Annotated in this window: 20 protein-coding genes and 1 riboswitch; of the genes, 18 read left to right on the forward strand and 2 right to left on the reverse strand. The window is 30.7% G+C overall.

The window, feature by feature from the left end; translation table 4 throughout:
- Window positions 1–135: 135 nt before the first annotated feature.
- The 15 genes from E7Y35_RS06505 to E7Y35_RS06575 all read left to right on the forward strand — a co-directional run bounded on the left by E7Y35_RS06505 (window position 136) and on the right by E7Y35_RS06575 (window position 15,385).
- Window positions 136–936, forward strand: a complete 801-nt coding sequence (locus tag E7Y35_RS06505) for a MurR/RpiR family transcriptional regulator (RefSeq protein ID WP_283272170.1) — start codon at window positions 136–138, stop codon at window positions 934–936.
- An 87-nt stretch (window positions 937–1,023) separates the two neighbouring features.
- Entirely contained in the window at window positions 1,024–1,329 is a 306-nt protein-coding gene (locus E7Y35_RS06510) for a PRD domain-containing protein (protein ID WP_283272171.1), read from the forward strand.
- Window positions 1,330–1,345: 16 nt separating this feature from the next.
- Window positions 1,346–1,711, forward strand: a complete 366-nt coding sequence (locus E7Y35_RS06515) for an SFCGS family glycine-rich protein (protein ID WP_283272172.1) — start codon at window positions 1,346–1,348, stop codon at window positions 1,709–1,711.
- Window positions 1,704–2,045 carry a DUF4312 family protein gene (locus E7Y35_RS06520; protein ID WP_283272173.1) on the forward strand — a complete coding sequence of 114 codons (342 nt, stop codon included), beginning with the start codon at window positions 1,704–1,706 and terminating at the stop codon, window positions 2,043–2,045. Before E7Y35_RS06515 ends, E7Y35_RS06520 begins: the two co-directional genes overlap by 8 nt.
- Window positions 2,046–2,048: 3 nt before the next feature.
- On the forward strand, window positions 2,049–2,894 hold the full coding sequence (locus tag E7Y35_RS06525; RefSeq protein ID WP_283272174.1) for a DUF4311 domain-containing protein: 846 nt from the start codon (window positions 2,049–2,051) through the stop codon (window positions 2,892–2,894).
- Window positions 2,894–4,576 carry a DUF4310 family protein gene (locus E7Y35_RS06530; protein WP_283272175.1) on the forward strand — a complete coding sequence of 561 codons (1,683 nt, stop codon included), beginning with the start codon at window positions 2,894–2,896 and terminating at the stop codon, window positions 4,574–4,576. The genes E7Y35_RS06525 and E7Y35_RS06530 overlap by 1 nt, the downstream gene beginning before the upstream one ends.
- Before the next feature lie 226 nt (window positions 4,577–4,802).
- Window positions 4,803–5,741, forward strand: a complete 939-nt coding sequence (locus tag E7Y35_RS06535) for an amidohydrolase family protein (protein WP_283272176.1) — start codon at window positions 4,803–4,805, stop codon at window positions 5,739–5,741.
- The gene (locus tag E7Y35_RS06540; RefSeq protein WP_283272178.1) at window positions 5,725–6,849 is read left to right on the forward strand and encodes a DgaE family pyridoxal phosphate-dependent ammonia lyase; all 1,125 of its coding nucleotides are present in this window, start codon (window positions 5,725–5,727) and stop codon (window positions 6,847–6,849) included. Before E7Y35_RS06535 ends, E7Y35_RS06540 begins: the two co-directional genes overlap by 17 nt.
- Window positions 6,850–7,578 (forward strand): 2-dehydro-3-deoxy-phosphogluconate aldolase, encoded by a 729-nt coding sequence (gene dagF / locus E7Y35_RS06545; protein ID WP_283272179.1) that lies wholly within the window; start codon window positions 6,850–6,852, stop codon window positions 7,576–7,578.
- Window positions 7,579–7,716: 138 nt separating this feature from the next.
- Window positions 7,717–7,920, forward strand: a complete 204-nt coding sequence (locus tag E7Y35_RS06550; protein ID WP_283272180.1) for a hypothetical protein — start codon at window positions 7,717–7,719, stop codon at window positions 7,918–7,920.
- 14 nt (window positions 7,921–7,934) lie between these two features.
- A complete protein-coding gene (locus E7Y35_RS06555; protein ID WP_283272181.1) occupies window positions 7,935–8,771 on the forward strand; it encodes a MurR/RpiR family transcriptional regulator in 837 nt (278 codons plus the stop codon).
- A gap of 128 nt (window positions 8,772–8,899) precedes the next feature.
- Complete coding sequence (locus E7Y35_RS06560; protein WP_283272182.1) at window positions 8,900–10,621, forward strand: PTS transporter subunit EIIC; 1,722 nt, start codon at window positions 8,900–8,902, stop codon at window positions 10,619–10,621.
- Window positions 10,622–10,644: 23 nt separating this feature from the next.
- A complete protein-coding gene (gene murQ, locus E7Y35_RS06565; protein WP_283272183.1) occupies window positions 10,645–11,550 on the forward strand; it encodes an N-acetylmuramic acid 6-phosphate etherase in 906 nt (301 codons plus the stop codon).
- Window positions 11,551–11,614: 64 nt separating this feature from the next.
- Window positions 11,615–12,655 (forward strand): MupG family TIM beta-alpha barrel fold protein, encoded by a 1,041-nt coding sequence (locus tag E7Y35_RS06570; protein ID WP_283272184.1) that lies wholly within the window; start codon window positions 11,615–11,617, stop codon window positions 12,653–12,655.
- A 195-nt stretch (window positions 12,656–12,850) separates the two neighbouring features.
- Window positions 12,851–15,385 (forward strand): vitamin B12-dependent ribonucleotide reductase, encoded by a 2,535-nt coding sequence (locus E7Y35_RS06575; protein ID WP_283272185.1) that lies wholly within the window; start codon window positions 12,851–12,853, stop codon window positions 15,383–15,385.
- A gap of 384 nt (window positions 15,386–15,769) precedes the next feature.
- Here E7Y35_RS06575 and E7Y35_RS06580 read toward each other — a convergent pair whose 3' ends face one another.
- A complete protein-coding gene (locus E7Y35_RS06580; RefSeq protein WP_283272186.1) occupies window positions 15,770–16,426 on the reverse strand; it encodes a hypothetical protein in 657 nt (218 codons plus the stop codon).
- Between the two features lie 16 nt (window positions 16,427–16,442).
- A complete protein-coding gene (locus tag E7Y35_RS06585) occupies window positions 16,443–16,934 on the reverse strand; it encodes a hypothetical protein (protein WP_283272187.1) in 492 nt (163 codons plus the stop codon).
- A 139-nt stretch (window positions 16,935–17,073) separates the two neighbouring features.
- A riboswitch (cobalamin riboswitch) is annotated at window positions 17,074–17,263 on the reverse strand.
- Between the two features lie 184 nt (window positions 17,264–17,447).
- On the opposite strand from E7Y35_RS06585, the gene E7Y35_RS06590 reads away from it, so the two are divergent.
- From E7Y35_RS06590 to E7Y35_RS06600, 3 genes are all read left to right on the forward strand, one after another.
- Window positions 17,448–18,290, forward strand: a complete 843-nt coding sequence (locus E7Y35_RS06590; RefSeq protein ID WP_283272188.1) for a Cof-type HAD-IIB family hydrolase — start codon at window positions 17,448–17,450, stop codon at window positions 18,288–18,290.
- Between the two features lie 138 nt (window positions 18,291–18,428).
- A complete protein-coding gene (locus E7Y35_RS06595) occupies window positions 18,429–19,490 on the forward strand; it encodes an alpha/beta hydrolase (protein ID WP_283272189.1) in 1,062 nt (353 codons plus the stop codon).
- Window positions 19,491–19,492: 2 nt separating this feature from the next.
- Entirely contained in the window at window positions 19,493–20,890 is a 1,398-nt protein-coding gene (locus tag E7Y35_RS06600; RefSeq protein ID WP_283272190.1) for an amino acid permease, read from the forward strand.
- Window positions 20,891–20,949 lie beyond the last annotated feature (59 nt).

The raw sequence follows: 20,949 nt of genomic DNA on the forward strand, positions 1-20,949 counted from the left end.
ATTAATATAATACTTTTTCTTAATTATACGAAATAATTTTAGTAAAATAATACTAATTATAGTTTATAAATAAATAGAAATAATTTTATTAAGGGTTATTCTTATGTTAAGTTGCAACAACAGGAGATATTATTTATGCTTTGGAATGAATTAATTATTAAATTAGAAAACTTAAAAAATAATGATCATAAATTTAGTCATATCAGCATTTTTATTTTAAAAAATTTAGGAAGTATCGGTAAATATACAATTTATCAGGTTGCTTTTGCCACATATTCTTCCCCAGCTTCTGTCACTAGAATGTGTCAAGAAATTGGGTTAAAAGGTTATAAGGAATTAATTAATATCTTAACTTCTGTTTATCAAAAACCAGTCTTAAAAGAAGATACTTTAGCTAATAATTTATTACAAAAGAGTAAAATTAATTTAGATGAAACTGCAAGTTTATTACAACCAAAAGTAATTACCACTTTTGTGCAGCAAATTAATCAAAATAAAAAGTTGTTTTTATATGCATATGGCGAATCTGCATTGTGGTTGGAAAGTTTTTATTCACGTCTTTTACGAATTGGGATTAATGCTTTTTTAGGTCGTGATCATGAAAATGCGCGTGTTTCTTCGCAAATTATTGATTGTGACACAGTTATTTTGGTTTTATCATTATCTGGTGAAACAAAAACTGTTTTAGAATTAGTGAAACAAGCACGGAAAAAAAAGGCGGTTATTTTTAGTATTACCAAATATTTACAAAACCATTTAAAAAAAATTAGCGACTATAATATTGCTTTAAGTTATAATCCAAATGAAAATCAGTTGATTACTAAATCAGCACGTTATTCTATGTTATATATTTTAGATTTAATTTATGAAGAAATTATTGAATCAGATAAAACACGCTATCTTGATATTTTAGAAAACACCGTTCTTAAAAAGTAAAGTTTCAATTTTAAAAATAAAAATTGAAACTTTTTTGTTTAGGTTTAATTATACAATGGTGCTAAAGAATAGAAAGGAAGTGAAAAATTGGTTGATAATAATATTGTTAAAACAAAGATTAAAGCATTAAGTAAGAGTTATCATTTTAATTTTTCAAATGTTAAATATCAAGTTTTTGAGAATCATATTTTATCTTTTTTAGAGCGATACCATCGACAAGAAGAGTTACAGTTTGAATTAACTACTGATTTATATTCACAAATTAATATTAATTACATTAACCAAGCAGAAGATTATTTAAAGGCATTGTTAAAAGAGTTGGGAGAAATTAATCAAACACCAATTAATTCAAAAGAGGTTTTTTTAGTTGCAACTCATTTTGCAAATTGTTAAAAGGAGGGATTTATTTATGACAAAACCACTAGTTGTTATCGGTCATCGAATGGGGCAAGGTAATAAAGTTAAAACAGGCGTTGAAAATGCTGGGGGAACAGCAATTGTGATTGAAGGTATGCTTGCTGATATGAAATTAGGAGAAGTAATGAACGAACATAATGCTGATTTAGGTATTAGTTTTTGTGGTTCTGGTGGAGCTGGTGCTATTACAGCTGCTAATGATTTTGGCTATGAGGCAGTTGATCATTTACGAAGTGTTGATGAAGGAGTTAGTGCCATCAAAAATGGCAAACAAGTATTAGGATTTGGTTTTATGGACACTGAAGAATTAGGGGAACAATTAACAAAAACATGATTGGAGGTTCATAGTGATGAATAAAATAATGAAAATAAATGTTGAAAAACAACATCTTAATGTTGAACATAATGAACAATCAATTTTAAAAATTGAAGAAGCTGAAATTATTGTGATGGGAAAAGGAAATAATATGCGTGAAGCATATAACGCTGCTTTTGATGAAATGAAAAAAGCGGCGTATAAAAAATTTAATAATTTTATTATTCATTTAGAACCATTGAATGTTATTAGTATCGCTGATGATACTTATCTTAATTCAAAACGCTTACTAGGGGTCTTTTTACCGTATAAAAAAATTAAATATCAACTTAAGTTAAAAATTATTGTTCGTGCAAAATACATTGAAATTGTTTAAGTAATGAGTATTATTGTTGCAGTTATTATTTCAATAATAATTGGTGCCTTAGTAGGATTAGCAATTGGAATTGGAACAGCACGAATGTTTCATGCTCCCGAAAAACAAGCGTTAGGAGCATTCCGTACCCTTGGTGAAATTAATGCTTGTAATGGTGATCCTGTTTCGCATTTTGCTTTTGGGTTAGGATTTTTCTTTAATTCAACAGCATCAGCGATTGGAACGGGTGCTTTAACTCAAGATGTTATTCACCGTATTATTCCCAACTGGGGAATTGGTCTTGCTAAAATATGCACGCGGAAAAAAGATGTTTTTCAAGTAATGCGTTCACCATTAATGGTTGGATTAGGTTCAATGGTTGTTGGCATTATTGTAATGCCATTAATGATTACAATTTATAATTATATTCCAAAACAGTTATCTTCAATTGCCAGTGGAATTTTAACTCCTGCCGCAAATTATTTATTTAATTATATTATGCCAGTATTATTCTTAATTGCTGCTTTAGATGCGGGTAAAAAAATTGGATTACCAGCAATTCTCTTTGGTGTTTTATCACAATTTATTTCTGGAAATGCCATCCCAGGGATTGTCTTAGGAATTTTGGTTGGTTCATCATGAGATCAAAAAGGGTTGTTATCACTACAGTTTTGATTGTTATTAATTTTAGCACTTGTTTTATTTGTTTTAATTGCTTATTTTCGAAAAATTACATGAGATGATATTATTCATTTAAAAAATGTTAAAGCATTGGCTTACAGGATGAGTACTGATTTTCAGATGGTTAGTCACTTAAATGTTGACTATAATATTTTACTCCATCCGGGAATTATCCAAGAGGTGTTATAATGATAAATAATCCACAATTAAAAAATACTAAATTAACAAAAGCTTTTAAAAGAAACGAAAAGATTGCAACTCAATTAGCAAGTTATCAAACTAATATTTTGCAATTACAAACAAAGTTACAACAAGATTTAGTAGTTAATGAACGATTCAAAATTCGAAAACAAATTAAAATGATACAAACAAAAGAACGAAAATTAAAAACAAACATTTTATATTGAGCGGAAGTTTTAAAAACAGAATATAGTTTTTATACTATTTCAATTAATAATGCTGAAAAAAATAAGGAAAAAGTTGCGAATCATTTGAATAAGATAACGGTGAAATATGAAAAGTTAGAGCCGTTATATCTTATTGCCCAAGCAGATATTAAAAGTTATCGTCAACAACGAACAACATTAAAGAAAAATTATCAATATGTTCGCCAGTACAATAAAACATTAAAACAAAATCAAAAAAATGAAGCTCTCATTAATCGTTATCAAATCAAAATTGATCAGAACCAAATTTTGTTAGATGAAATTAAATTAGAGCATGATACTTTTCTTACTGAACATGTAAAACCACTTAGCACTGAATTTGATAATTTAATTGTAAAAGCAACCACTGAAAATGATGATGCTACATTAGCTGCTATTGAATTAGAGCAAACAAAAAGTACCACTTATAATCAAAAAATTATTAATAAATTTTTAGTCAAAATACAGCACTTGAAAGATAAAAGTAATTTATATCAGGGTAAAATAGATTTTTTAAAAACCAAAATAATTAGTGATCAACAAATTTTAACTAAAATCAACGATGTTAACCAAGAAACAGTTCAGAAAATTGCAAATTATCAAAAAAGCAAAAAAACATTGGTTGATTACATGAAGTTAAATTGAGAGTACAAAAAAGTAAAAGTTTTATATCAAAAAGCCGTTAAAAATTATCAGCAAAAAATATTTGAACAAGAATTAATTAAGGAAAAAATAAATCTTTTTATAGGTCATCTTAATTTAACATTTGAACAAATTCAAGACCGTGAGTCAAAATTATTACGTGTCTTTAACCGTGTTGAACGGATTTTATTAAAGGATTGGTTTTTTATTGTTATTTGTGCAATGTTAAGCGCCGGCGTTGTTTTAGCAACATATTTATTTATTGTGAAAGGAATTGGAGCGCTAAATGAGATTTTTGTTGTTGCCATGTTGAAAAACGGGCTTGATACTGGTGATTATACTGCAGCGATGGGCTTTGCTGTTGGATTTCTAATTGCTCGTGTTTTAGAAGGACCGTTGGTTGGAATTTTAGATGTTGGTGGTTCAATTTTAACTGGTGTTGGGATTGGTGTTCCGGCGGTCTTTCTGTCTTCACAAAAGTTAGCCTTTGTGATGTATAATCCGCTGTTAGCAGCCTTACTTGGGGCTGGCTTAGGGTTAGTAATTGGTTTGGTGATTTTTGTCATTCGTGTTTTAAAACCAAAAGAAGCTGCCGGATTAGGAACTGATATTATGATTGGGGCCGGGAATGCCACTGGAAAATTTTTAGGACCATTAGTAATCTTTTCTGCCGCAACTTTTAATCCAATCGCGGGAATTGGTGCGGGAATTGGTGCAGGAATTTTTATGTGAATTAAGAAACCATTAGTTGGTGGTGCCATTCTAGGAGCGATGATCTTAGGGATGATTCCAGCGTTTATTTAATAGATAATGAGGTGAAATTATTAAATACTTATTTTATAATGTTTTAAATTTACAAGAAGAACAAATTTACATAAGTTGTGAGGATAATAAGATTACTACTGTTGATAAGGTTAGTAACTTAAATCTTAATAATTTTAGTAACTATCAGCAATATGATTTACATAATGAATGTTATGTTAGCCCTGGTTGAATTGATATTCATACCCATTGTTATGAAAAACATTCGTTGTATACTGATGACCCCGATGCGATTGGGGTGAAACAAGGCGTCACCACAATAATTGATGCTGGTAGTTGTGGGGCCAACGACATTGATGATTTTTATCGTTTGGCACAAACTTATCAAACTAATGTTTATAGTTTAATTAATGTAGCAAAAATTGGGATTCCTTTTCAAGGGGAATTACTTGATCGAACAAATTTGGATTTACCATTAGTAACAAAAAAGTTACAGCAATATTCTGATTTTATTTTAGGAATTAAAATTCGAATGTCTTCTAGTGTGGTTGGGGATAATGGTTTATGAGCGCTACAAAAAACAGTTGCTTGGCAAGAAACTACGAAAATTCCAATGATGGTTCATATTGGAAATGCCCCCCCTGATATTACTTCAATTCTTGCTACTTGTGGCCAACAAGTTATTATTTCGCATGCTTATCATGGCAAAGCAAATCGGATTTTTAACCGAAGCGATGATGTCATAAAAGTGTTACTTTTAGCGCAAAAGCGCGGTGTAAAATTAGATGTTGGTCATGGCAGTGAAAGTTTTAGTTTTAAAACTTTTACTGCCGCAATTAAAGCAGGCTTTTATCCTGACTTTATTAGTAGTGATCTTTATCAACGAAATCGCTTGCAAGGACCAGTTTTTTCATTAGCTGCTGTTTTAAGCAAAATGTTATCATTTGGTTTACCATTAGCAAGCATTATTGAGAAGGTTACAATTACTCCAACTAATTTCTTTAATTTAAAAAAAATCGGAAAATTAGAGCAAGATTATATTGCTGACTTAACCTTTTTTCAAGTTAAGCCGGTTGAAATTACTGTTTTTGATAATAACAATGAAAAAAATCCTCGAACTTTATCCAAAATAATTGAACCACAAATGTGTTTTACAAAAAACAAATTAATTGATTTAAGGAGACGAAAAGATGAAAACACAAAGTAAAAATATTTATCAACAATTAGGATTAAAAAAAGTTATTAATGCTGCTGGAAAAATGTCAATTATTGGTGTCTCAACCATTTCTGATACAGTTGGTCAAGCAATTGCTACTGCTGGGAAAGAATATGTTGTTATTAAAGATTTGTTACAAGCAGCTAGTAAGCATTTAGCAACTTTGTTAAAAGTGGAAGATGTTCATATTGTAAATTGTGCCGCGGGGGGAATTGTGCAAGCGGTTGCGGGGGTGATTGCCAAGGACAATTATTTATTACAAATGAATATTAATAAAAATGTTTTAGCTCCAAATGAAATTATTCTCCCGAAAGGACATAATGTTAATTTTGGCGGTGCAATTGAAACAATGGTTAATCTTGGGGGGGGAATTGTGCAAGAGGCTGGTTATGCTAATCTTTGTAGTCAAGATGATCTTAAGGCGCAGATTAATTCACAAACTGCCGCTATTTTATACATTAAATCTCATCATAGCGTTCAGAAATCAATTTTATCTGTTCCTGAAGCAATTGCAGTTGCAAAAGCAGCCCAAATTCCGTTTATTATTGACTGTGCTGCGGAAGAGGATTTACAAAAGTATTATCAAATGGGGGCTGATATTATTATTTATAGTGGTTCAAAAGCGATTTCAGGACCAACTAGTGGTCTTATTTTAGGGAAAAAAAGATATTTGGATTTTATTCGGGGTCAAAGTAACGGAATTGGTCGTGCGATGAAAATTGGGAAAGAAAATATTGCTGGTCTTATTTTAGCTATTGAAGAATACTTAAATAATGTGGTTGATAAAAATCAACAAGTAAAATTATTAAATATTTTACAACGGAAATTAAGTGATATTCCGGGAATAAAAGGAAAGCTTGAACCTGATGACGCGGGGCGCGAATTATTCCGGTTAAAACTAACAATTGATACCGCAATAACAAAGTATCATGCAATAGACCTTGTTAATTTTTTAGAGCAGTCTAATCCCCAAATTATTACCCGTAATAATTTTGTTAATAAGAATATTATTTATTTTGACTCACGAGTTTTGACTCGTGCTGATCTTGAAATTATTTCAGAAACAATTCATAGTTTTACCAATAAAGGAGGGAACTAAATGTTATTTATTAAAGATCGTGTTTGTATTAATGTTTTAGCAAAAGATATTCAAAATGCCCAAGCAATTCATCAAGCTAGTGGTGGGCATGCTTTGATTGGTGTTTTAGCAAAGGATTTTGCTACACCTCAATTGGCAATTACCTATTTAGAACAATTCCAAGCAGTGGTTGGTGATGTTGCAAGTGTTGGACTGGGAGCTGGTGATCCCCAACAATGTTATCATGTTGTTAAAATTGCGAGTCACATTAATCCCCAACATGTTAATCAAGTCTTTCCTGTTGTTGGTTATACCCGGGGAAAAGTTGTACGCGAAAATTGTATTATTAATTGCTTAATTTCCCCAACAGGTCAACCAGGAATGGTTAAAATTTCAACCGGACCAATGAGTAGCAATGAAGCGGTGGCAATTGTTCCAGTACGAACAGCTCTGATTATGGCACAAGAAATGAAAGCGACATCAATTAAGTTTTTTCCAATGGAAGGATTAAAGTATCGTGATGAATATCAAATTGTTGCGACAGAATGTGCTAAAATAGGAATGTGATTAGAACCAACAGGGGGCATTACATTAGAAAATTATCAAGAGATTTTACAAATTGCGTTACAAGCAAATGTTAAGAAAGTTATTCCGCATATTTATTCTTCAATTATGGATCAAGATGGTTATACTAAAGTGGAAGATGTTAAAAAAATAATTGCAATAACAAAAGAATTATTAGAAGTTTAATTAGTAATCGGAAGATTACTTTTTTAATTGTTGTGATTTATTAAGTCATAATTCTTTGCAAAACTAGCGAAATAAGGTATAGTTAAAAAGAAGATATTGTTTGAAATAATATTATTTATCTTTTAATGAGGGTTTTAAATGTTTAATTTTACAACAAAACAAAAATGAATTATTAATGGTGGTCTTTTAGGGTCAACCTTAGTGGCTTTAATTGGGTTATTACTTTATTTATTAAAATTAATAGTTCCGGCCATTGTTTTATTATCAATTGCGGGAATTGGTTTTTTTGTGTTAATGATTGTTTGATTTGTGTTTGAAAGATATAATAAGAAAAAAGGGTAAGGAGAACGAAAATAATGACGGAAAATGAAGTAATTCGTAAAATCAAAGCGATTAGTACTGATGCTGACCATCGCTTTTCTTTTATTGCAAAATATATTTTACAAAATCTAATGCTTGTTCCTGACATTACAATCAAAGAAATGGCGGAATATACTTATACATCAGTGGCGACAATTAATCGTTTTACTAAGTTTTTAGATTTAGATGGGTATAAAGAATTAATTCATATTATTAAATATTTTAATCATAATCTTGCTGGCGAAGAAAGTATTATGGCAAGCGAAAGTAATAATGCATTAATGTTTAATACTTATCATAATATTATTCGTAGTTTACATGAAACGTTTCGGTTAGGATTAAAACAAAAAGAGACCATTAATAAAGTAATTACTAATTTAAAAACAGCCCACCGAATTGTTATTTTTGCTGTTGGGGGAACTTATAATGTGGCTAAGGATTTTCAAGAAAAACTCCTTCGAGTTGGATTTAACATTATTGCTGTGAATGATTTTCATAATGGTTATTTTTTAGCGCAGCAGTTAAATGCTGATGATTTAGCGTTGTTTGTTTCATATTCTGGTGAAACATTGGATTTAATTAAATTAGCAAAAATTTGTCACCAAAATCAAACCCCAATTGTTATTGTTTGTCGTCAATCAAATAATACCTTATCTAATTTAGCTAATTATGAAATTACAATTAGTAGTAATGAATCAATTGAACGCTTAATTTCAACAACAAGTCGGTTTGCCTTGTTATTTGGGTTAGATATGATTTATTTTTCGTTGTTAGCAACTGATTTAGAACATTATCGGCATGTTTTAGAACAAACATTAGTTCCAAAATTTTAAAATTTACAAATTTTGAGATTAAATTACAGATGATAAGATTTTTCTTGTAATTATGCTGCTTTCTTTTATGATAAAGATATGTATTAAAAATAATTAATATTTTTTAATGAGAAAGAGAGGAAATTAAAATGGCAAAAGATCCGAAAAAGACAGCGAAAGACATTGCTGATATTGTCAAAGCGGATAATGTTGTCTCGTATACAAATTGTTTAACAAGATTACGACTTAATTTAAAGCCAGGAGCAAATGTTGATTTAGAAAAACTAAAAACAACACCGAATGTGATGGGAATCTTAACACCCTCACCAACGGAGTTACAAATTGTTTTAGGACCAGGTTTTGTTGCAAATGTGACTCAAGCATTTGGGAAACTAGTTAATGCTAATAAAACAGCTTATAGTGACAAAGATGGTTCTGGTTCATTTGTAACAGCAGCCGAAGCAGCGCAAGCTGTTAAAGGGGAAATGAAAGCAAAACAAAATTGAGTACAAACTTTTTTTACTAAATTTTCAAGAATCTTTTCACCAATGATTATTGGGTTTATTGGGGCTGGGATTTTATCAGGAATTGCTGGAATTATGCAGTCAGTATATGGGGGTGTAATGGACACAAGTCATGCCCCAGCCGACGCAGTGTCATGATTTAATGCCTTAAATTTAATTTTAAATATTTGAAAAAATGCCTTCATTATTATTGTTGGTTGAAGAACTTGTGAAGTATGAGGCGGTAGTGGTGTTTTAGGAGCAATGACGGCTGCCATTTATTCACCCGTATTTGTAAGTAGTGTCATTCCAATGTTAGTTGTTGGTGATGCGAACCATGTTAATTATTTAGGAATTAACATTAGTAACCCATTAACAAACTGATTAACAGTTGGATTCCGTCCGGAACTAGATAACGGGAAATTAGTGTTTGGTTATCCATCAGGAAATATTTTAGGAGCATTATTAACAGCAACAGCCGCGTTATGAATGGAACGTGGAGTTCGTAAGTTTATGCCCGGGGTTTTAGATACTATTGGGACACCAACCTTAGTGTTATTTGGTCTATTATTATTAAATATTTTCTTATTGATTCCAATTTCAGGATATTTATATGCGGCAGTGGCATGATTCTTTGCCCATTTATATACTAATCCGTTTGGAGCATTTGTTTTAGCAGCGATTTTCTTATTAGCTGTTGCCTTTGGTGTCCACCAAGGATTTGTTCCAATTTATGGTATTTTAATTAAAGAAACTGGGGTTAATGGTTTATTCCCAATTTTAGGAATGGCCGGAATGGCGCAAGTTGGAACAGGGATTGCCTTATGAATTTTAGCAACAAAAGGTAGTTTATTACGTCGTCAAATTCAAGGGGCGTTAATTCCAGCTATCTTTGGAATTGGTGAACCAATGATTTATGGGGTAACATTACCACGAATTCGTCCGTTTGTTACCGCATCAATTGCTGCTGGATTTGGTGGATTCTTTATTGGTGCAGTTTATATGTGAGGACATGTCACATTTGGATTAAATGCAATGTTTGGTCCATCGGGGATTTTAGCAACCTTTATGATGACAACAGATACCGGTAACATTCCGTTAGCTGTTGGAATTTATTTAGTGGGATGTGTTATTTCTGTTGTTGCCGGATGGCTTGTGACAATGTTTGGTTATTCGCGGATTGTCAAAGCCGGTGGTAATGATATGAAAGAATTATATCGTAAAGATGGAAAATACAAATTATATCAAAAAATTTTATGAACATTAGCTTTTATTACTATTATTGGAATTTTTATTTACTGAACAATAGCATATTATCAATTACCAAAAGCAGAACGTAGTAAAATGGCCCATGTTAAAGTTGAATAAGAGATATATAGGGGAGAAATATTATGCAAAAAATTGATTTATCAAAAATAGATACTGAACAACGAAATAAAAATAGTATGGAACTTGATCAAGCTGATACAATGGGAATTTTAACAATCATTAATAATGAAGATGCGAAAATTGCAACAGCAGCCCAAGCACAATTACCAACAATCGCAAAAGTCATTGATTTAATTTTTGCTCGTTTTAACCAGGGTGGAAGATTAATTTATATGGGAGCTGGAACATCAGGACGGCTTGGAATTCTTGATGCGTCAGAAATGGTGCCAACTTATGGTCTTAACCCTGATCAAATTATTGGAATTATTGCCGGTGGCGATGATGCCATTAGGATCCCGGCTGAAGGAGCCGAAGATGACCGTGACTTGGGGATGAATGATTTAAAAGCACTAAATTTGCAATCATTAGATACTGTGGTTGGGATTGGTGCTTCAGGACGAACTCCTTACGTTTTAGCTGGTTTAGAATATGCAAAAACAATTGGTGCTTTAGCAGTTGGGTTATGTATGACAAAAAATTCAGAAATGTTAACAGTTGCTGATGAAGTTATTGCAATTGAAACAGGAGCGGAAGTTGTAACTGGTAGTACTAGAATGAAAGCAGGAACAGCAACAAAATTAGTATGTAATATGATTTCAACAACTTTAATGGTGAAATGAGGAAAAGTATATCAAAATTTAATGGTTGATTTGTTGGCGACAAATGAAAAATTAAAAGTACGAACAGCACGCATCGTTAAAGCTGTCACAAATGCTAGTGATGAAGTTGTTGCTGAAACTTTAATTGCCGCAAACTATGCATGTAAAAATGCAATTATTATGATTTTAAAAAACGTTTCTTATGCTGAAAGTGAAACATTATTAGCAGAATATGATAATTTAGTAACAAAAGTAATTAATGATAAGTAACAAATCTTTTTTAACATCTTAAAAATTAAGACGTTTTTTATTTTTTAAAAAGGGGAAAAAGAAAATGCTAGGAATCTCAATTTATACAAACCAAGGTATTACAGTTGAAAAAAATAAAGAATACTTACAAAAAGCAGCGCAAGCTGGCTTTAAAACGGTTTTTTATAGTGGTCATTATTTTGAAAAGGATCATAGTACTGCTGATTTAAAAGTACTAATTAAATATGCTCGTGACTTGGGACTATATACAATTTTAGATATTAGTAAAACTTATTTTAGTTATGATTTAGTTAATGATTATGCACCTGATGCCTTACGATTAGATTTTGGCTTTTCAACTTCAGAGGTTTTTGATCTTATTGATAACTTAAAATGTGATATCCATTTAAATGGCAGTGATAATCGGTTAAAAGATTTATTAGAAATTATTCAAAAACGAGGTTCGCAGCGATTGGCGATTTCTTATAATTTTTATCCTAAACCATATACGGGAATGGACATTAGTGAGTTTATTGTTCGGACAAAAGCATTCCAAGAATATGGTCTTCCAATCTTTACTTTTCTTGCTGCTTTAGAATATCCGCGTGGTCCCTTATTTCAAGGTTTACCAACTATTGAAAAATTCCGGCAAATGGCACCATATTTACAATTACAATGATATCGTCATTTTGGGGTTGAAAATTGTATTATTAGTGATACAATGATTAGTGATTCTGACTTAAAGTTCTTAGTAGAAATTAATAACAGTCCAGAATTGACAATTAGATTAGACTATAATAATTTACCAGAGCAAATTATTGCATTATTAAAAAACAAGGTTTATCACATTCGCAATGATGCTAATAGCCAAGTTTTACGATTTGTGGAAAGCCGCGGATTGAATAGCAATAATGCAAATATTAAGCCATGGAATAATCAACATTTGATGGTTCCACGCTATAGTTTATTAATTGATAATTATTTGTATCCGCGTTATAATGGTGAAATTTATTTAACAAAAAGGAAATTATTACTTAATGGAAAAACAAATTTCATAACAAATTTGAAAAAGGAAGGAATTTTAATTGATTTATTAGAACCTTCAAAAGCATTTAAGTTTATTTAAGATAAAAAAAGACAAAACAAGCTATTGTTAGCGTCTTTTTTTTTCCAAAAAATAAAACTATTTTGTGTCTATTTTTTAAAATTATGCTTAAATTATCGTTACTATTTGAAAAGATATTAATTTGCTAATAAAGTTTGGTATACTTATTTTATGTTTATGATAAAGGAAATGGAATGAGTAAGGAGGAGAAACAAGATGTACTCAAAAGAATTAATTAATAGTTTAAATAAGGATATTAGAGAACATTTTCCCCATTTAAAAGAGATTGAAGAAGATTATAATATGGTTTTTGATGGGGTTTCAAGAATGGTGGTGCTTGATCGTTATGCTCAAAAAGATAATGAGTTAAAAACATTAAAAGCAAATGATTTAGTATTGACCGTAATTAAAGATGACGGTTGGTTTCCAACCCGAGGAATTGGGAATGTGGTTGCTGTTGATCGTAAGAACGATACTGTTGATATCCAAATTGAAGCGAATTATGCCCATAGCATTGATCCAGATTTATTAATTAATAATTCAAATAATATAATTCGAAAAAACTTACATATGGTTGAAAAACCATTAGAAATCTTTTACGAACAAATTGCCTGAAGGGTTGGGAATGCACTTAGTAAAAATGAACAAAAACATAATATTTATCGTGACCAGTTTTTTAATGAATTAAAAGATTTAAATATTATTCCTGCCGGACGTGTGTTATATGGTGCTGGAAGTAATAGTGATGTTACCTTTTTTAATTGTTTTGTAATGCCATTTATTAAAGATTCACGGGAAGGAATCTCAATCCATCGGAAAGAAGTTATGGAAATTATGTCGCATGGGGGTGGTGTTGGAACAAATGGTTCAACATTACGTCCGCGCGGAACAGTGGCAAAAAGTGTTGGGGGTCGTTCGTCAGGAGCAGTCTCATGATTAAATGATTTATCAACATTAACACATTTAGTTGAACAAGGGGGATCACGTCGTGGTGCTCAAATGATTATGATGGCTGATTGACATCCTGATGTGATTGAATTTATTATTTCGAAAATGCAAAACCCAAAAATTTTACGTTGATTAAAAGAAAATTCAAAAGATAAATTAATTCGTGATGAAGCAAGTCGCAAAATTAAATTTGTGCCATTATCAGAATTAGATCGCAATTTGTATGAATATGCTTTAAATAATGAAACTGAAATTGGGAATGACCGTGTTATTAATGAAACACGAATTAAGTTAGAAGAAGGTGGTGCTTGAGAAGTTAATAATCCTTCATTTTTATCAGGAGCAAACATTTCGGTAACTTTAACGCATAAATTTATGAAAGCAGTTGAAGATGATGCCGAATGAGAACTTCAATTCCCTGATTTAGATAACTATACTAAAGAAGAGAAAGCCTTGTATGATGAAAAATGAGCCGAAATTGGTGATATTAATGAATGACAAGCACTGGGATATAAAGTTAAAACATATTACCGTATGCGTGCTCGTGATTTATGAGATTTAATTAATTTCTGTGCTAATTACTCAGCGGAACCAGGAATCTTCTTCTTAGATACCGCAAATGATATGACAAATGCCAAAGCTTATGGAATGAAAGTTGTTGCGACAAATCCTTGTGGTGAACAACCATTAGCACCGTATTCGGTATGTAATTTAGCAGCAATTAACTTAGCTAATTTTGTTAATAAAGCAACAAAAGAAATCTTATATGACAAATTAAAAACAACCGTTCAAACTTGTGTTCGCATGCAAGATGATGTAATTGATGCAACACCATATTTCTTAGAAGCTAACCAAAAACAAGCGTTAGGAGAACGAAGAGTTGGATTAGGAGTTATGGGATTACATGACTTGTTAATTTTCCATGGTGTGCGTTATGGAAGTAAACTTGGTAATGAAGTTGTTGATAAGATTTTTGAATTAATTGCTACTGAAGCATATCGAACATCAATTGCTTTAGCGCAAGAAAAAGGATCATTCCCATTCTTAACATCACGGGAAAAATTTATTGAAACAGGATATATGAAAAAAATGTCAGCAGATATTCGTCAAGAAATCCTAAAGCATGGAATTCGTAATTCACACTTGTTAACAATTGCTCCAACTGGTTCAACAGGAACAATGGTTGGTGTTTCAACTGGGTTAGAACCATACTTTGGCTTTAAGTTTTATCGTTCAGGACGTTTAGGAAAAAACATTGAAGTTAATGCTAAAATTGTTGATGAATGATTAAAGTATAATCCGGAATATACCGCTGAAACATTACCTGATATTTTTGTTGCCGCAATGGATTTAGCACCAGAAGATCATGCTGATACCCAATGTATTATTCAACGCTGAGTTGACTCGTCAATTTCAAAAACTGTTAATGCACCACGTGGGTATTCGGTAAAAGATGTTGAAAAAATTTATACTCGTTTATATAAAGGTGGTGCTAAAGGGGGAACGGTTTATGTTGATGGTTCACGTGATTCACAAGTATTGTCATTAACAACTGATGAAAATCATCCAGCATTAGAACAATTAAACTTAGATGATTTAGGTGTGGAAGTTGATAATCGCCCCAATAAAAAAGTAACCGAAAATGTTAAAACAGTTGGAAAATTACGTGGAATTAATCAAGACCGTAATATCGGAGCTGAAGTTGGTGATGTTTGTCCAATTTGTAAAGAAGGAACTATGATTGATGCCGGGGGATGTGTTACATGTAATAATTGTAACGTCCAATTAAAATGTGGTTTATAATATTTAATAGTATTTAAAAAAGCAATTAACATTGCTTTTTTAAATTAAATCAACAATAACAAGCGTTACTTAGTGAAGTAAAGGGAATACAGTAGTAAAAAATTCTTCTTTTTACGAAAAAAGTATTTTATTTTACAGAAAAAAAGAGTATAATATATGTAATAATTATAAATTTATTTTAAAGAAGGATAAATGTTATAGTTTAATAAGGTATCCTTTTTATTAAACCTCTATTTTTGATCAATAAAGATGATAAAACTATATATTAATGTAATAAATGTTTACTACCTGTTGATTATTTTGGATAAAAATAAATTGATATTAATTAGTTAGTTAGATTTAAAATAAATTTGTGATTATTGTGCAATAATGAAAAAATACCAGTTATTCAGCTGGTATTTTTTCATTATTAGCATCAGAATCAAGGTGGGTGAGTGGTGATGCTTCTAACTGTGGTTTGTTTTTATGAACGTATTTAATAAATTTTTTGTTAAATAAATAAGGTCATTTGGGATATAATGTTTGCATTAATTTATAAATGATTGGATATAGCACGGCACAAATAACGGCGTTACCGGTTCCGTGAATCGCATCAAAGACAAGACCATTAATTCAATATGCTAGTCCCACACTGGGGCTATATAAGACTGCTGTTTGGATTGCATACAATGATCCAAATAGATAGCCCATTAAGCCACAAATAATTATCATCATTCATCATCATCAATAAACAAATTGTTTACAAAGAAACATAATAATGCCGTATAAGTTAAAAATAATAAAGTACATAATACTTCAATCAGCAACGCCAAAGTAAACCATATTTAATGCACAATAAACATTGATAATCCCAAACCCAACTTCAAGGGTAAAGAAAATAATACTAAACATTAAAATGAAAGTAACAAATTCAATGTTTGGTAAAAAAGCAAAGGCAATTTTCAAAGCGAGAGCTAAACCACTGAAAAGGGCAATGACGGTCATTTTTAAGGTTACTTTTAGAGTTGAGGGTCAAATATCTTCTTTCTTAATTTTTTTCACATTTATTCACTCATTTCTAAGGGTTGGTTACATTATTAATAACAAAGCGAAAGACATTATCCGTGTTTGGGGTTAATCAAAGTAAATCAATTCCAACATTACAAGAATTGTTTGAACCATGACAATCCTTATTAATGTGTTCTGCATCGGGCTGATTGTTATCACCACTTTGAATGTTAAAGTATTTTACTTTAGGGTCTAATTCAACCGTCCCAACTCGTTTGACAAAAGTACCAATTGTGCTAGAAGATAAACCAAAATCATTTGGATAGTTAACTAAAACATCAGCTAGATTAGCAGCATGTTGAACATTTAATCCTTTTGTAAAGTAAACACTATAATCTTCTTTTTGACCAAGAATAGTTACGGTATAAGTACTTTGAGAATTGTTTTTACGATGTTCTTGATAGTATTTTGGAATATAATACAAGTTTAAAACAATAGCCGTTAAAAGAATTAACGCTAAGGGTAGATAACGTAAATATTTTTTTCATGAAAAATTTTTCATTTTTAATAATTCCTTTTAAAAATAGTGGTAATAAAAACCCATTCTTGAGGAAAACATTATTATATTTATGAGAGGCAAAGTATTATTTAACGATAATAAATTATTTACTCACAAATACCACAATCCCAGGGATATTTATTTTTACCAAGAGTTAACGGCAGGTCTACTGGCTTAGAATCATTTTACTAATTGTCTCTTCCCAAAAAAAGTTTTTCAGTGAGTAAATACAATGTTCATCATCATTACAGTTGCTGGGACAGCTTGAGAATATTAACTCAATTCCCTTTTCAAAACATTCCTTAATGTTTACCGCTAATTCAAATGAAAGCGTGGTGCTTTACGGTTTAATTATAAACTAAAATTTTTCTTGCGGAAAGGGTTTTGAGGTCTCTTTTTCTTTTCTACTAGGAACAGCGGAATTAAAACTAACAAATAATTATTGTAACTTTAACAATATCTTTTACAAGTAATAAAAAATAGATTAAAATTATTTTATATAGGAGAATAATGATTATGACAGATATTAAGTTAATTGCTGTTGATTTAGATGGAACAGCCTTAAATTCAACTGGTGAAATGTCACCGTATACATTACAAGTTTTAAAAGGCTTAGCTACTAAAGATATTAAGTTAGTAATTGCGACCGGGCGACCACTATATCAAACAAAACATATTGTAACAAAGTTAGGCTTAACTGATGCGAATGATTTTACTGTCAGTTTAAATGGTTCAGTTGTGGCAAATAATGCGACAGAAGAAATTTTATTTTGTGATTATTTTGATCCGCAATTATTACGAGAGCTTTATACTGATGTCTTAGCATTTGACTTAGACACATTAATTATGTTTGACGCTGATCATTCTTCGTTTAATAAAATGTTGTTACATTGTAAAGGGTTTGAAGATAAAATGACAAAACACTATTTATCATCTTTTACAGAAGTTCAAGACGAAGTAACGGCATGTTTATATACAAATAATTTTAATGTTAATGTTAATAAAATTTATATTAGTAGTTATACTTCTGATATTAATCGTCTTGTTGCAAAGTGAAAAGATAAAATTGAAATTTCACAAGAAATCCGTGGTGATCGTTCGGCGTTAGAGGTTACTAGTCGTCATATTAATAAAGCGAGTGGTATTGCACAAATTTGTCAAAAATACCAGTTAAAAGCTAAGAATGTGATGGCGTTTGGTAATGAACATAATGATGTTGCAATGTTACAGTGAGCTGGCATTGGTGTGGCAATGGGGAATGCTCCGGATGATGTTAAAGGAATTGCTAATTTGGTAGCTGAAGATAATGACCATGATGGAATTGCCAAAGTAATTGAAACGATAGTTTTTGGAGCATAATAAGAAATCGTTGCTATTAAAGTTAGCAATAAATTTCATTATGCTAACTTTTTTTCAGCAAAAAATGATATTTTAAATTGTTTTTGCGCAAAACTTTTGTTACAGTAAGAATATTATTTCAAAAAAAGGATTAAAAAAATGAAAGTAATTGAAAAAACCCCGCATAAAAAAACGTTAAATGATGGTTATCATAAATTTTGTTTTAATTGATGACGTCTCTTGGGGATGATAGTATTATTTCCGTTAGTTTATTTCTGATCAAAAAAATATGTTAAAGATTTTTTTACATTTACTCAAACATATCAACGTAGTGGGTTAATGACAATTGACGCAACAACATTTGATTTTAATAGTTTTGCGGTATATCAGCAAGATGTTATTGCCAAAAAATTAGATCAATTTAATTTTAGTTTTAGTACAGAAGAAATAGCAGCCATGAAAACTGCAACAATTTTAAATCAGCATCAAGACCCAATTAGTATCCTTTATTTACAACATTCTAATTCAAACAAATGGGTAATTGGTTTACACGGTTGAACAGAAAACAAGTATTTAGGGCTGCGACAAGTATTTTATTTTTATCAGCAAGGTTATAATGTCTTAACTTTTGACAGTGTTGCTCATGGTTTAAGTGGGGGGAATTATACTGGGATTGGTTACTTGAATGCACAAAACTTAAGTGATGTTATTCAATGACTTCAAGCTAATTATCATCCGCAAGAAATTGGGTTAATTGGAAATAGTATGGGTGCTGCTTGTTTAACAAAATATTTAATTGATGAAGGTTATCAAAATCCACTTGTGCATTGAGCAGTTAGTGATTGTGGTTTTAGCAATTTATTAGTGCAATTTCGATATGTGATGCAATATCGTTATCAACATCCGTGGTGGTTAATTAGTTTTGGTTTAACAAAGAAATTTAAGAACGAAATTGGTTTTAAGTTACGAAAATATAATTTATTAAAACAAGCGAAACGATTAAAAGATTTTCCAATGTTAATTTTCCATGGTGATCATGATGATTTTGTTCCTTATTTTATGAGTAAAGAATTTTTTACAAGAAAAGTCAAATATGAACGACCCGGACAAAGTCAACTATTATCATTATTAAACGTTAACCATGTTGAAGCAATTTCAAAGGGGCATCAAGTTTATATTGCGGCAATTAAAGCATTTTTAATCCAACAAGAAAGGAAATAAGAATGAAATTACAAAAAAAATATGGCTTTTGACAAATTTTAGCGTTAGCAATTTCAGCAACATTAGGTTCTTCAATTTTAGTTTCGTTTGGGCAAGTTGCTTTTCAAGCTCAGTTTAACCCTATCTTAATTATTGTTGCTTGAATTTTAGGGGGCTTATTAGTTTTACCAGAAATGTTATTACTATCTGAAGGAGCTACTTCTTATCCTGAAAACGGTACAAGTTATTATTGAATTAAGCGTGCAAAGTGAAATGCTTGTTCATTTTGATTTGGTTGAATTATGGTGTTGTTTGTTAGTGCGACAGCTGTTGCGACAGCTTGCTTAGCATTGGGTAATATTTTAATTACATTATTAAAGTTAGATAACGAATGATATGGTAAATTGTTTGGAATTATAATTTTATTAGTGTTAGTTATTATGCAGGTTTTTGTTAAAAAAAGCAGTGGTTATTCACAAATTATTTTTGCTTTATTAAAAGGATTGCCCATTGCTTTAGTGCTAGTTATTGCGATGGTTTATGGTAATACTGCTAGTTTTACAGATGATACAATCCAGAAAAATTTAAGTCAAATTTATCTTTCATCATTTTTATTATTACCAGCAACAGCAATGACCATGTTTGCTTATTCTGGTATGGAAGCGATTACTTATGTTAGTGGTGAAGTGATTAATCCTCGCAAAAATATTCCCCGCGCAATGATTACTGCCACGATTGCTATTATTTTATTATATATTATTTTAGCAATTGGGTTATTAACAATTAATAAACCACAACAATGGTTAGGCCCAACGGGATTTAATAATGTCTGATATTATGCGATTAGTAATAATCCAGCTATTCCACCATTTTTAAATTATTTGTTTTCGATTTTAGCAATTTTTATTTTTGTGGGATCATTAAATTCATTTTTAGTTTATCACTCACGATTAATTTTTAAAATGAGTGAAGAAAAGGATTTTTTTGGATTTTTTCAAAAAACAACCAAGCGGACTAATATGCCATATTTAGCCATCCTGTTTTTAGTAAGCTTAGCAATTATTTACATTTTATGAACATCATTGTTTAATGTCACAAATTATTTTATTATTGCGGTTAGTGTTTTAAAATTTATTACAATGCTTAGTTTAATATATTTACGACAGAAAGATGCTAATTATCAACCACTTTATCAAAAACCACTTTTTATTATTTTGGTTATTTTAGCTTTAAGTTCTTGTACAATTACTTTTATTGGTTCAATTTTAGCAATGTACTATTATGCAATGGTTACAGCAAATATGTGAGAATTATGGAATTGTCTTATTGTATTGGGCGTAATGTTAAGTGGTTATCCGCTGTATTATTTAAAAAAATGAATAGCAGATAAAAAAAGAGCTAAAAAACAACATTTTCAATAGTTATTAAACGATGATTTTGCGGAAAAAGATAAACCTTTTGCAAAATAATTTTCTTTAAA

It is taken from the genome of Spiroplasma sp. SV19 (assembly GCF_030060925.1).
Lineage (GTDB): Bacteria > Bacillota_I > Bacilli_A > Mycoplasmatales > Mycoplasmataceae > Spiroplasma.